Annotated in this window: 12 protein-coding genes; 10 read left to right on the top strand and 2 right to left on the bottom strand. The window is 72.2% G+C overall.

Annotated elements, in window-relative coordinates; all coding sequences use genetic code 11:
• The first annotated feature begins 26 nt into the window (after positions 1-26).
• Positions 27-770: an SDR family oxidoreductase gene (locus AC07F0_RS14460; protein ID WP_478978512.1), complete on the top strand. Its 744-nt coding sequence runs from the start codon at positions 27-29 to the stop codon at positions 768-770.
• Positions 771-802: 32 nt separating this feature from the next.
• A complete protein-coding gene (locus tag AC07F0_RS14465) occupies positions 803-1732 on the top strand; it encodes an SDR family oxidoreductase (protein WP_478978514.1) in 930 nt (309 codons plus the stop codon).
• Positions 1733-1775: 43 nt separating this feature from the next.
• Here AC07F0_RS14465 and AC07F0_RS14470 read toward each other — a convergent pair whose 3' ends face one another.
• A complete protein-coding gene (locus AC07F0_RS14470) occupies positions 1776-2663 on the bottom strand; it encodes a hypothetical protein (RefSeq protein WP_478978517.1) in 888 nt (295 codons plus the stop codon).
• Between the two features lie 121 nt (positions 2664-2784).
• On the opposite strand from AC07F0_RS14470, the gene AC07F0_RS14475 reads away from it, so the two are divergent.
• The 7 genes from AC07F0_RS14475 to AC07F0_RS14505 all read left to right on the top strand — a co-directional run bounded on the left by AC07F0_RS14475 (position 2785) and on the right by AC07F0_RS14505 (position 10856).
• Positions 2785-3243 (top strand): GNAT family N-acetyltransferase, encoded by a 459-nt coding sequence (locus AC07F0_RS14475; protein WP_478978520.1) that lies wholly within the window; start codon positions 2785-2787, stop codon positions 3241-3243.
• Between the two features lie 85 nt (positions 3244-3328).
• On the top strand, positions 3329-3679 hold the full coding sequence (locus tag AC07F0_RS14480; RefSeq protein ID WP_436730878.1) for a chorismate mutase: 351 nt from the start codon (positions 3329-3331) through the stop codon (positions 3677-3679).
• Positions 3680-3822: 143 nt separating this feature from the next.
• Complete coding sequence (locus AC07F0_RS14485; RefSeq protein ID WP_478978523.1) at positions 3823-4362, top strand: response regulator; 540 nt, start codon at positions 3823-3825, stop codon at positions 4360-4362.
• Positions 4363-4442: 80 nt separating this feature from the next.
• Positions 4443-6938, top strand: a complete 2496-nt coding sequence (pepN, locus tag AC07F0_RS14490) for an aminopeptidase N (RefSeq protein WP_478978526.1) — start codon at positions 4443-4445, stop codon at positions 6936-6938.
• 113 nt (positions 6939-7051) lie between these two features.
• The gene (locus AC07F0_RS14495; protein WP_478978529.1) at positions 7052-7885 is read left to right on the top strand and encodes an NAD(P)H-binding protein; all 834 of its coding nucleotides are present in this window, start codon (positions 7052-7054) and stop codon (positions 7883-7885) included.
• 107 nt (positions 7886-7992) lie between these two features.
• Positions 7993-9396, top strand: coding sequence for a pyridoxal phosphate-dependent decarboxylase family protein (locus tag AC07F0_RS14500; RefSeq protein ID WP_478978532.1), 1404 nt, complete (start codon positions 7993-7995; stop codon positions 9394-9396).
• Positions 9393-10856, top strand: coding sequence for a lysine N(6)-hydroxylase/L-ornithine N(5)-oxygenase family protein (locus tag AC07F0_RS14505; protein WP_478978535.1), 1464 nt, complete (start codon positions 9393-9395; stop codon positions 10854-10856). Before AC07F0_RS14500 ends, AC07F0_RS14505 begins: the two co-directional genes overlap by 4 nt.
• Positions 10857-10869: 13 nt before the next feature.
• On the opposite strand, the gene AC07F0_RS14510 is transcribed toward AC07F0_RS14505, so the two are convergent.
• A complete protein-coding gene (locus AC07F0_RS14510) occupies positions 10870-12666 on the bottom strand; it encodes a bifunctional metallophosphatase/5'-nucleotidase (RefSeq protein WP_478978538.1) in 1797 nt (598 codons plus the stop codon).
• A gap of 161 nt (positions 12667-12827) precedes the next feature.
• Here AC07F0_RS14510 and AC07F0_RS14515 point away from each other — a divergent pair, with 161 nt between their 5' ends.
• Positions 12828-13544, top strand: coding sequence for an SIMPL domain-containing protein (locus tag AC07F0_RS14515; protein ID WP_478978544.1), 717 nt, complete (start codon positions 12828-12830; stop codon positions 13542-13544).
• Positions 13545-13683: the final 139 nt, after the last annotated feature.

Here is a 13683-nt window from a genome sequence, read left to right on the forward strand (position 1 = left end):
TTTGTTAGGTGGAAAGGTAGCAGCGAATGGAGCTGGACGGGAAGGTCGCCGTCGTCACGGGCGGTACCCGGGGCGTCGGGGCCGGCATCGCCCGTGCCTTCGTACGGGCGGGCGCCGAGGTCGTGGTCTGCGCCCGCCGACCGCCCGACGTCCCGCTACCCGGAACGCGGTTCAGGCCGCTGGACGTCCGGGACGCCGAGGCCGCCCGGCGCCTGTGCGGCGAACTGCCCCGGCTGGACGTCCTCGTCAACAACGCGGGCGGCAGCCCCCACCGCCCGCTCACCCACGGCGACGCCGGCCGGCACGCGCGTGTGGTGGAGCTCAACCTCGTGGCTCCGCTGACCGTGTCCCTCGCCGCGTACGAGCAGCTGCGGCGGGCCAGGGGCTCGATCGTCATGATCGGCAGCGTCAGCGGAGGCCGCCCCTCCCCGGGCACCGCCGCCTACGGCGCCGCCAAGGCGGGCCTGGAGAGCCTCGCCCGCTCGATGGCCGTGGAGTGGGCGCCCGACATCCGGGTCAACACCCTCGTCGTCGGCATGGTCCGCACCGAACTGTCCCACCTCCACTACGGCGACCAGGACGGCGTCGCCGCCGTCACCCGCACCGTCCCGCTCGGCCGTCTCGCCGAGCCGTCCGACGTCGGCCGGGCCGCGGTCTTCCTCGCCTCGGACGACGCCGCCTACATCAGCGGGGCGAGTCTGCTCGTCCACGGGGGCGGGGAGCGCCCCGCGTTCCTGGACGCCTCGAATGCCTGGACGTCGCGACCGTGAACAAGGAGACCTGACATGAGAGGAGAGCTTGGATGAGCGGAATCTGCGACGGCCGGGTCGTCGTCGTCACCGGCGCGGGCCGGGGTCTCGGCCGCGCCCACGCCCTCGCGTTCGCCGCCGAGGGCGCGCGGCTCGTCGTCAACGACCTCGGCGTCGGCCTCGACGGCGCACCCGGAGCCGACGGGACGCCAGGCCCGGGCCCGGGCAGCCCGGCCGCCCGCGTCGCCGAGGAGATCCGCGCGGCGGGCGGCGAGGCGGTGCCGCACGGCGGCGACATCGCCACGACCGAGGGCGCCGCCTCCCTCGTCCGGACGGCCCTGGAGACGTACGGCCGGCTCGACACCCTCGTCAACAACGCGGGCTTCCTGCGCGACCGGATGCTGGTCAACCTCGACGAGGACGACTTCGACGCCGTCGTACGCGTCCACCTCAAGGGCCACTTCCTCCCCCTGCGGCACGCCGCCGCGCACTGGCGGTCCGAGGCCAAGGCGGGCCGCCCGCCCGAGGCCCGGATCGTCAACACCGGCAGCGGAGCGGGCCTGCTGGGCTCGGTCGGACAGGGCAACTACAGCGCCGCCAAGGCCGGGATCGTCGCCCTGACCCTGGTCGCGGCGGCCGAACTGCGCCGCTACGGCGTCCAGGTCAACGCGATCGCCCCCGCCGCCCGGACCCGTATGACGGAGCGGACCTTCGCCGAAACCATGGCGGCGCCCGGCTCGGGCTTCGACGCGATGGCCCCGGAGAACGTCTCGCCCCTGGTGGTCTGGCTCGGCTCGGACGCGAGCGCCGGGGTCACGGGCCGGGTCTTCGAGACCGAGGGCGGCCGGATCACGGTGATGGAGGGCTGGCGCCCGGGCCCGAGCGCGGACAAGGGGGAACGGTGGGCTCCGGCGGAGGCGGGGGAGGCGGCCCGGAAACTCCTGGCGGAGGCGGGCGAGCCGGGGCGCGTGTACGGGGCATAGGAAGACCGGCGAGCGATCCCTCCCCCCGCCCCGGCGCGCACACCTACGTGTCGCACTCCAACACGCTCCGGCACAACGCACACCGCGCCCGGACGCGCCCCCGCACCGGCACCCTGATCCGCTGATGACAGGTCGGGCAGGGAAACGACACCCGCAGCCGCCCGCCCCCGTCCGGCGTGAACGAGTACCGCGCACCCGGCTGCGGCGGCCCGCCCTGCGCATGCCGCCGGTCGTGCGCGTACCGCCGCCGCCCCGCCCACCCCGCCGCGGTCAACGGCGGCTGCTGCTCATCGCGCCGGGCCAGCTCCCGCCCCTTCACGTACGCCGTGTACGCCTGCGGACTGGTGAACCACACCGACGGGTCCTCCCCGAAGAGCAGCGCGCGCTTGGCCAGCACGTACCCGAACTCCTCCGGCGTGAGATACCCCAGCTTCTGGGACGACGCCCGGTCCTCCCGGTACGCGTCCAGCAGCAGCCACCCCGCGCCCAGGTACGTCGTCGCCGTGTCCGTCAGGATCTCGTTGTCCCGGACGCCGGGAAACGACAGGTCGAGGCGGTGCAGGTACACATGCATCACCTCGTGCGCCAGCGCCGCCCCGATGTCCCGCCGATGCGTACGGAACCGGTCGTTCAGCTCCACGAAGTACTCCGGTCCGGCCGCCAGCTCGACATTCGCCGCGTGCCGCATCTCCCGGAAGCTCACGACCAGCCGGGCATCCGGCAACCGGTAGTGCCGCACCAGCTCGTGCGCCACCCGCTGCGCCCCCAGATACAGGTCGTCGGTGTCGCAGAACGCCACGTCGGCGGGGAGCACACTCGTCGCGAACGTCTGGATCGTGTCGTACGACAGCCGCTTGTACAGCGCCGTGATGGCGGCCCGCACCGTCTCCAGATGCGGGTAGCCGTGCTCGACCGGCCCGTCGTTCGCCACGCGTCACCCCCAAGACGCCATGAACCCGCTTCCACTGTACGAAAGTGTGAGGGCCGCGAGGCCGCCCCGCCGCCGCGAAAACCGGTCGTCGCCGCCCCGGGCCTCCGGGAGAATCCGGGCCGTGACCGGTGAACAGCGCTCCGTCGCCGCCTCCCTCCGGGTGGGCGGCCAGGACGACACACTCGAGGAGCGGCTCGACGAGGAGCTGACCGCCTTCAACACCGCCGCCGCCGACGGCGCCACGACCGAGCCGCTCTCCGTCCGCGTCACCGACGAGGCCGGCGACCTGATCGGCGGACTCACCGCCTGGACCTGGGGCAGCCTGGCCTGCGTGGACATGCTCTGGGTGCGCGCGGACCAGCGGCACGCCGGCTGGGGCGGCCGGCTGATGCGCGCCGCGGAGGCCGAAGCCGTCCGGCGCGGCTGCACGGACATGATCGTCTCCACGTACAGCTTCCAGGCGCCCGGCTTCTACCCGCGGCTCGGCTTCCGGGAACGGGCCCGCATCGAGGGCGTGCCCGGCGGACACCAGGACGTCTACTTCCACAAGCGGCTGAGCGGCGCCTCCCCGAGCGGCTGAGCGGCGCCTCCCCGAGCGACTGAGCGGCGCCGAGTCGTGAGACGGCCCGCGGCCGCCGGGCGTGCGCCCCTTAGGCTGACCTGCCATGACCACCAGCAACACCGGCACCGGTGACGTCGACCCTGCCGTCGTTACGGAACTCGCCCGCTTGCGCGACAGCATCGACAACATCGACGCGGCCGTCGTCCACATGCTTGCCGAGCGCTTCAAGTGCACCCAGCAGGTCGGCCACCTCAAGGCCCGGCACCAGCTGCCGCCCGCCGATCCGGCCCGTGAGGCCCGCCAGATCGCCCGGCTGCGCTCCCTCGCCGAGAACGCCAAACTGGACCCGGCCTTCGCGGAGAAGTTCCTGAACTTCATCGTCGCGGAAGTCATCCGCCACCACGAGCGCATCGCGGACGAGGCGCTCAACGGATCGGCCCCCGACCGCGACTGACCTCTCACGACCACCCCCGGGGGGAGTGACACGGCGCCCCGCGCGCGGCATGCTGCGCTGTGCACAGCATGTCAGCCGACCAGTACTGCGCGTCAGTGTCCCGGACTTACTCTGGATCCTCCACGAGGGAGGGGCGTCGGGCCATGCCGTCGGATACCAGGATCCTCATCGTCGACGATCACGAGGACACGCTGTACGCGCTGGAGAGCGCCCTGGCCCCGCTGGGCTATCGGCTCAGCCGGGCCACCAGCGGCGACGAGGCGCTCAAGGAGGTACTGCGCGGCCAGGTCGGCCTGCTCCTGCTCGACGTGCGCATGCCCGGCGTGAGCGGACTGGAGGTCGTGCGCTACATGCGGCGCGTGGAACAGACCCAGCACATCCCGGTCATCCTGCTCACCGGCTTCGGCCCCGACCAGGAACTGACCACCGCCGCCTTCGGCCTCGGCGTCGCCGACCTCGTCATGAAACCCGTGGACCCCTGGGCCCTGCGCACCAAGGTCCGCTACCTCTACGACGCCCACCAGCACCACCTCGCCCTGCGACAGGAGGTGCGCCGGCTGCGCGCCCAGATCCGGGAGCACACCGAGACCGCCGCGCACCCCCAGCGGCCGGCCCTGCCCCGTCCCGAGGTGCGCGTGCCACCCCAGCGGCCCGTGGGGGCGCACGCCGGGGAGCTCGAATAGGACCCGCACGTAGACCGGACATCGGTCGCATACCGATCCGCCTCTGTGCCATGCCGGTGCCATCAGGCAGCATGTCCTGCATGTCCGTACTGACGCGCGACGAAGCGCAGACCCGAGCAGGGCTCCTCGACGTCCACCGCTACACGATCGAACTCGACCTGACCACCGGGGACGAGACCTTCGACTCCCGCACCCTGATCAGGTTCAGCGCCCGCGCGGACGGGGACACCTTCGTCGAGGTCAAGCCCGCCGAGCTGCACTCCGTCACCCTCGACGGACAGCCCCTGGACCCGGAAACCCTCGACGGCAACCGGCTGCCCCTGAAGAACCTCACCGCCGGAGAACACGAACTGCGCGTGCACGCGCACATGCGCTACTCCCGCACCGGCGAAGGCATGCACCGCTTCACCGACCCCACCGACGGCGAGACCTACGTCTACACCCAGCTGTTCATGGAGGACGTCCAGCGCGTCTTCGCCGCCTTCGACCAGCCCGACCTCAAGGCCGTCTTCGAGCTGTCGGTGCGGGCCCCGCAGGACTGGACCGTCCTCGCCAACGGCGTCACCGAGCACACCGGCGGCGGCCTCTGGCAGGCCGCCGCCACGCCGCTGATCTCCACCTACCTCGTCGCCGTCGCCGCCGGCCCCTGGCACTCCGTGCGCACCGAGCACCGCGGCCTGCCCTTCGGCCTGCACTGCCGCCGCTCACTGGCCCCCTACCTGGACACCGACGCCGACGAACTCCTCGACGTCACGCGCGCCTGCTTCGACCGCTACCACGAGAAGTTCGACGAGCCGTACCCCTTCGACTCCTACGACCAGGCCTTCGTCCCCGAGTTCAACGCGGGCGCCATGGAGAACCCCGGACTGGTCACCTTCCGCGACGAGTTCGTCTACCGCTCCGCCGTCACCGACACCGAGCGGCAGACCCGCGCCATGGTCATCGCCCACGAGATGGCCCACATGTGGTTCGGCGACCTCGTCACCCTCAAGTGGTGGGACGACATCTGGCTGAACGAGTCCTTCGCCGAGTACATGGGCTACCAGACCCTCACCGAGGCCACCCGCTTCCACGACACGTGGACCGACTTCGGCGTCAACCGCAAGGCCTGGGGCTACGACGCCGACCAGCGCCCCTCCACCCACCCCGTCGCCCCCGAGGCCGTCGACGACACCGCCTCCGCGCTGCTCAACTTCGACGGCATCTCCTACGCCAAGGGCGCCAGCGCACTGCGGCAGCTGGTCACCTGGCTCGGCGAGAAGGACTTCCTGGCCGGCATCAACACCCACTTCGCCCGCCACAAGTTCGGCAACGCCACCCTCGCCGACTTCATCGACTCCCTCGCCGGCGCCACCGAACGCGACGTCCACGCCTGGGCCGACGCCTGGCTGCGCACCACCGGCGTCGACACCCTCACCCCGCGCATCACCCCCGGCGAGAACGGCACCTGCGCCCTCACCGTCGACCGCACCGGCAGCCGCCCGCACCGCATCGCCGCCGGCCTGTACGACCGGGACCTCGGCGACGACGGCAGGCAACTCGTCCTGCGCACACGCCTCCACCTGGACCTCCCGCAGACCGACGCCCACCCCATCGGCAAGCGCCCCGCGCTGCTCCTCCTCAACGACGGCGACCTCAGCTACGCCAAGGTCCGCTTCGACCCCGAGTCCTTCGAGACCATCCGCAAGGACCTGTCCGGCCTGCCCGAACCACTCACCCGCGCGGTCGTCTGGAACGCCCTGCGCGACGCCGTCCGCGACGGTGAACTGGCGCCCGCCGCCTACCTGGAGACCGCCCGGGCCCACCTCCCGCTCGAGACCGACCTCGCGATCGTCCAGGGCGTGCTCGCCTTCGCGTCCACGTACCTCGCCGACCGCTACGTCAGGCCCGAGGAGCGGCCCGCCGCGCTCGCCACGCTCACCGAGCTGTGCCGCGACCTCATCCGCCGCACCGAGGACGGCGACAACCCCGGCCTGCGCCTGATCGCCGTACGCCACCGCATCGACGTCACCGCCCACCCGGACACCATCGCCGCCTGGCTCGCCGACGGCACCGTGCCCGGCGGCCCGGAGCTCGACCCCGAGCTGCGCTGGCGCGTCCTGGGCCAGCTCGCCGTCCTCGGCGCCACCGACGAGGCCGCCATCGCCGCCGAACTGGAACGCGACCCGAGCGCCACCGGCCTGGAAGGCGCCACCCGCTGCCGGGCCGCCCTGCCCGACCCGGACGCCAAGGCCCGCGCCTGGGAGTCGATGTTCGGCTCCGACGACCTGTCCAACTACCTGTTCACCGCCACCGCCCAGGGCTTCTGGCAGCCCGAACAAGCCGAGCTGGTACGCGCGTACGTGCCGCGCTACTACACGGACGCGGTCGCCCTCGCCGACCGCCGCGGCCCCGCCATCGCCGAAGCCGCCGGCCGCTGGGCCTTCCCCGCCGACGCCGTCGACCCCGAGAACCTCCGCCTCGGCGAGGAATGCCTGCGTCAGGCCGAGCCGATCCCCGCGCTGCGCCGCAAGCTCGTCGACCAACTCGACGACCTGGCAAGGGCGTTGCGGGTCCGCCAAGCAACGGAGTCCTAGGGCCTGCGACGGAGGGCGCGGGCGGGCCGGCTGGTCCCATTCGACGATGCGGTGGGCCGGCCGCCCTTCATAGCCTCGGACGGACAAGGACGATCAAGCCCGAGGAGCCCTTCATGATCGCAGTGACCGGTCCCACCGGAAACGTCGGCCGCGCCCTGGTCGAACGCCTCGCCGCCGCCGGACACCCCGTGCGGGCGCTCACCCGCGACCCGCAACGGGCCCGTCTGCCCGCGGGCGCCGAGGCGACACGGCTCAGCCTCGACGAGCCGGGCGCCCAGTTCGAGGGCGTGACCAAGCTGTTCCTTTACGTCCAGGCGGGCGGCGACCGCACGGCCGGCCTCCTGGCGGCGGCCCGTGCCGCCGGAGTGCGTCACGTGGTCCTGCTGTCCTCCGGGATCATCGGTTCGGGCGCCGACGAGACCCACCCGATCCACGTCATGCACGCCACCGCCGAGCAGCAGGTCCGCGACAGCGGCCTGGAGTGGACCTTCCTGCGCCCCAACGCGTTCGCCGCCAACGCCTTCCAGTGGGCCCCGCAGGTCCGCACCGGCGACACCGTCCGGGGCGTCTTCGCCGACGGACAGGCCGCCCCCATCCACGAGGACGACATCGCCGCCGTCGCCGAACGCGCCCTCCTCGACGACGGCCACGAGGGCGCGGCCCACCGCCTCACCGGGCCCGAGGCCGTCACCAACGCCGAGCAGGTCGCGGCGATCGGCCGGGCCCTCGGCCGCGAGCTGCGCTTCACCGAGATCCCGCCGGACGAGGCGGGCCCCGAACTGTTCCCCCACGTCCCGCCGGACATGCTGCGGGCCCTGATGGACTCCTTCGCCGCGACGGTCGGAACACCGCCGGAAATCACCGGCACAGTGGGGGAGATCACCGGCCGGCCGGCCCGTCCCTTCGCGGTCTGGGCCGAGGACCACGCGGACGACTTCAAGGGCTGAGACGGGAGAGGTACCTCCATCCGGATTTCCCGTACGGAGGTACCTCCATCCAGGTCCGATCGTTGGGCTTTCCGGGCGCGCCGCCCCCGCTCCCCGGAGGAACGCCCATGAGCACGCCACCCCTCGCCTCAGGCCCCGAAGGCCCGCGCGCCCTGCGGCCGTTGCTCGACACCGTGCTCCAAGCGCTGGACGAGGGCACCCGGGCCCGCGGCGGACCACTGCCGGCGGGCGGGCCGGAGGCGGTCGCGGCACGGATGCGGGAGGCGGCGGGGGAGGTCCTCCCCGACCACGGCGACCCGAACGCCCCACGCGCCCTGGTCCACGCGTTCGCCGAAGGCGCCGCCGACCCGGCCCACCCCCTGTGCGTCGCCCACCTCCACTGCCCGCCCCTGGCCATCGCCACAGCGGCCGACCTCGCCGCCTCCGCCCTCAACCCCTCCCTCGACTCCTGGGACCAGGCCCCGGCGGCATCGGAACTGGAGCTGCTGGTGGCGGCGGCACTGGCCAGGGAGATCTACGGGCCCGGACATAACCCGGGCACGGCCCCCGACTCCCTGATCACCACCGGCGGCACCGAGTCCAACCAGCTCGCCCTCCTCCTCGCACGGGAGACATACGGCGGCCCCGTGCGGCTCGTGTGCGGGACGAACGCCCATCACTCACTGACCCGGGCCGCCTGGCTGCTCGGACTGCCCGAGCCCGTCGTCCTGCCCGCCCCGGCCGGCACGCTCCACCCCGCCGCACTCGACGAGGCCCTCTCCCGCCTGCCCGGCCCCCTGCTCGTCGCCGCCACCGCCGGCACCACCGACGCCGGACTCATCGACCCCCTGCCCGAGATCGCCGCCCGCTGCGCGGCCCACGGCGCCCGGCTGCACATCGACGCCGCCTACGGCGGAGGCCTCCTCTTCAGCGACCGCCACCGCACCCGGCTCGCCGGCCTCGACACCGCCGACACCGTCACCCTCGACCTGCACAAACTCGGCTGGCAGCCGGTCGCCGCGGGCCTCCTGGCCGTCAAGGATCCCCGCGACCTCACCGCCCTGCGGCACCGCGCCGACTACCTCAACGCCGCCGACGACACCGAGGCAGGCCTGCCGGACCTGCTCGGCCGGTCCCTGCGCACCACCCGCCGCCCCGACGTGCTCAAACTCGCCGTCACCCTCAAGACCCTCGGCCGCAGCGGCCTCGCCACGCTCGTCGACCAGGTCTGCGCCCGGGCCCGAGAGTTCGCCGCCCTCGTCGACGAGCACCCCCGCTTCGACCTCCACGCCCGGCCCGTCATCAGCACCGTCCTGTTCCGGCCCGCCGGCGCCACCGACGACACCGTGGCCGCCGTACGGCGCGCGCTCCTCACCGACGGCCGCGCCGTCCTCGGCCGGGCCCGCCTCGACGGCCGGCTCTGGCTCAAGGCCACCCTCCTCAATCCCGCCACCGGGCCCGCCGACCTGGCCGCACTGCTGCACCTGGCAGCACGGCAAGCGACACTCGTGGAAGGACACACCCCCCGATGAACCCCGTGCCGAGTCCCCAGCCGCACGACGAGCCGAACCCCACCCGGGCCACCCCGCGCCCGCCCCACGAGCCGGCCGCCCCCCGCGACCTGGTCGGCATCGGCATCGGCCCGTTCAACCTGTCCCTCGCCGCGCTCGCCCACCCGCTGGGCGAACTCGACACCGCCTTCTACGAACAGCGCCCCGCCTTCGGCTGGCACTCCGGCCTGCTCATCGAGGGCGCGACCATCCAGGTGCCGTTCCTCGCCGACCTGGTGAGCCTCGCCGACCCCACCAGCCCCTGGACCTTCCTCAACTACCTCAAGTCCCGGGAGCGGCTGTTCCCCTTCTACTTCGCCGAGCGCCTCCACATCCAGCGCGCCGAGTACGACGCCTACTGCCGCTGGGTCTGCGACAACCTCCCGGCCCTGCACTTCGGCCACCAGGTCGACGCCGTCCACTGGAACCCCGAACGGGACGTCTTCGAGGTCGACTTCACCCAGCTCGACGCCGACGGAGGAGCCGAGGCCCTCGGCCGCACGTACACGCGGAACGTCGTCCTCGGCATCGGCACCGAGCCCCACGTCCCCGACCCCCTCAAGCCCCTCGTCGAGGCCCCCGGCGTGCCCGTCGTGCACGCCGCCGACTACCTCCACCACCGCGCCGCCCTCCTCGCCGCCGAGCACGTCACGGTCGTGGGCATCGGACAGACCGGCGCCGAGATCTTCCTCGACCTGCTGCGGGGCAGACCCGCCGGACGCGAGAAGCTCCACTGGCTGGGCCGCACCGAGGCCTTCGCACCGATGGAGTACTCCAAGCTCGGCCTGGAGCACTTCACCCCCGACCACACCCGCTACTTCCACGCCCTGCCCGAGTCCGCCCGCGACCGGCTCGTCGCCGGGCAGTGGCAGCTGCACCAGGGCATCGACGCCGTCACCATCGCCGCCATCCACGACGAGCTGTACCGCCGCTCCCTGCACGGCGGCTGGCCCGACGCCGTCCTCACCCCCGGCGTCCGCGTCCGCACCGCCGGCCGGGTCGCGACGACCAAGGTGGAACTGCACCTGGAGCACGGCCCGCAGGACAGCCGCTCCCGCCTCACCACGGACGCCGTCGTCCTCGCCACCGGCTACCGCGAACGACCCCTCGACTGCATCCTGGCCGGCCTCGACCCCTACATGCGCCGCGACAGCCGGGAGCGGCCGCGCGTCGACGAGGACTACCGCCTCGTCCTCGACCCGTCCGTCACCGGCACGGTGTACGTCCAGAACGCCGAGACCCACACGCACGGCGTCGGCACCCCGGACCTCGGCCTCGCCGCCTGGCGCAGCGCGATCATCCTCAACTCCCTGACGGGCCGGGAGGCCTACACGCTCCCGCGCCGCACCGCCTTCACCACCTTCGGCCTCACACAGCGGCAGCAGGTCCCGCCGCCCCGAGAGGCACCGGCACTGACCCCGCTCGTCGACGACCGAAGGTGACGAAGCACCCGGATCAGAAGACGGGCGTGCCGTTCCGCGTCAGCTTCCAGTCCACCGCCGCGAACACGGCCGGATCGACGGCCCCCTTCGCCTTCACCCAGGCGATCATGGTGTTGCGGATCTCCTCCGAGTTCGACCACAGCACCGGGGCGGCGGCGACATGCGGGAAGTTGCCGCCGCCGTTGGCCCGGTAGTTGTTCACCGCGAACACGAACCTCGCGTCGTCCGCGAGCGGCTGCCCCTCGAACCGCACGTCCGTCACCCGCGAACCGGCCGGCTTCGCGATGTCGATCTCGTACGAAAGCCCGCTCACCACGTCGTAGTTGTAGTCCGGTGTGCCGTTCGCGTTCGTCAGCTTCGCCGGATCCACCGGGGCGTCCGGCGGCGTCTGCACGTAGTAGTTCGCCGAGAACTCCAGATACGCCTTCATCTGCGCACCCGTCATCAGACGCGCCTCCAGGGTGTTCTCGAAGACGTACAGACCCGCCACGTCCCGGATCGTCACCTCGCCCGCCGGGATCCGGGCGGACCGCGAGAAGCACGCCGCCTGGGACAGCACCGGCAGCGCGGCGTGCTCCGTGCCCGCCAGGGCCTGCTTCACGGTGTCCGCCTGGATGTGGTTGATCAGATCGATGATCGCCACGTCCTTGTACGGCGCCTCGGCCGACGTCATCTCCGCCGCGTTCGTGCCGATGACCTGGTTGACGTACGCCACGACCTTCTCGTGCTCGTCCGCGAGCAGCCGGACGATCTTCGGGTCCTCCTCCACCGTGTTGGAGTTCAGGACCCGCGCGCCCACCTTCTCGACCGTCCAGCGGCCCTTGGCCCACACCAGCTCGAAGTCGAAGAGCGTCAGTCGCTGACCCCACTTGAGCGGCTCCGACAGCACGACCCGCTTGCCGGTCTCCTTGTTGGTGACGAAGTACTCGGGGATCTCCGTGTGCGCGTGCCCGACCAGGATCGCGTCGATGCCCGGCACCTGCTCCGCCACCAGACCGGCCGCGTTCTCGATGTACGGCAGCTGGTCACCGTAGGACGACTTCCCCGACGAACCGCTGTGCGCCGACACGATGACGACGTCCGCGCCCATCGACCGCAGCTTCGGCACCCACTTCGCCGCCTGCTCCTCCAGACCCGGGAACGTCATCTTCCCCTGCACGTTCGCCTTGTCCCAGATCGCGATGCCCGGGTTCGTCAGACCCAGCACCGCCACCTTCACGTCCCGCCCGCACGGCGTGCGCAGCCGGTGCATGCTGTAGGGCGCGAAGGCAGGCCGCAGCGTCTTCGCGTCCAGCGCGTTCGCGCCCAGCAGCGGGAAACGGCACTGCTGCTCGAACTTCCGCAGCACCGGGATGCCGTAGTTGAACTCGTGGTTGCCGAGCGCCGCCGCGTCGTAGCCCATGGCGTTCATGGCCTGCGCCATCGGGTGCACCGGCCCGCCCTCGGCCGTGATCGGGTCGACCTTCGCGTAGTAGTACGACAGCTGCGTGCCCTGGATGGTGTCACCCGCGTCGATCAGCAGCGTGTTGCGGCGGCCCTTCTCCGCACGGATCCGGTTGACCAGCGTCGAGACCTTGGCCAGCCCGACGTCGTTGTGGTCCTTGTCGTCGAACTCCTTGTCCGTGAAGTAGTCCCAGTTGAAGACGTTGCCGTGCAGATCCGTCGTCCCCAGCACGGTGAACGCGTACCGCTTGGTGCCGCGCTTCGCCTCGGCCGCCTGCGCACCCGGCGCCCCGACCGCACCGGCCAGCGCCACCCCCGCCCCGGTCACGGCGGACTTCTCCAGGAACTTCCGGCGGTTCAACGGCATGTCTGGCTCCTTGCGGAATCTGTGAACGACGCGCGTAGATAACGCGCGTAGATTCTGACCCGGACATGACCGAACGCAACAGTCCCCCCAGGTTGCGATCTGATGACTCGTCCCGCCGGCTCCACGCCTTCGGCCAGCCAAGACGTGACAGAGTGGGGCGTATGACCGCGCCCACGTCAGACGCCTCCCAGCCCGCCGTCCCCTACGGCACACCCGACGCCCCCCGCATCGCCGTCCGCGGCGAAGCCCGCCTCGAAGTCGACCCCGAGATCGCCCGCATAGGCATCACCGTCGCCGCCCGCGGCCGCGACCGCCGCTCCGCCCTCGACGACCTCACCCGCCGCAACGCCGGCGTCCTCGACCTCGTCAAGTCCTACGGCGACGCCGTCGAACGCCTGGAGACCGGCGCCTTCTCCATCACCCCGGAACTCACCAAACACGGCCGCGGAGAACGCGTCCGCACCTACCACGGCACCGTCCACGTCACCGCCGAACTCACCGACTTCACCGCCCTCGGCGAACTCACCACCCGCCTCGCCGACCTCGAACTCACCCGCGTCGACGGCCCCTGGTGGGCCCTGCGCCCCGACTCGCCCGCCCACCGCGAAGCCCGCAAGAAGGCCGTACGCGAAGCCGTCCAGCGCGCCCGCGAATACGCCGAGGCACTCGGCACCACCCTCTCCGCCCTGGTCGAACTCGCCGACATCGGAGCCGAGAACGCACCCCCGGCCTACCCCCAGGCCCCCGGCCGCGCACGCTCCGCCGCCTACGGCGCCGCCGAGAACGCCCCGGCCGCCCCCCTCGACCTCGAACCCCAGCGTCAGCGCGTCCACGCCCAGATCAACGCCCGCTTCACCATGGTGCCGCCGGAGCTCTAGCCGGCCCCTTTCCGAAAACCCGACCGAATTCCCCCGGGGTGCTCATCGGAGCACCCCGCCGCACAATTCAACACTTGTCAATAACGTTTCATGCAAAGTCTGTTGAGCGGACACCCACAACCAATTCTCTACCAGTCGG

This window comes from Streptomyces sp. NPDC045955 (assembly GCF_056430805.1).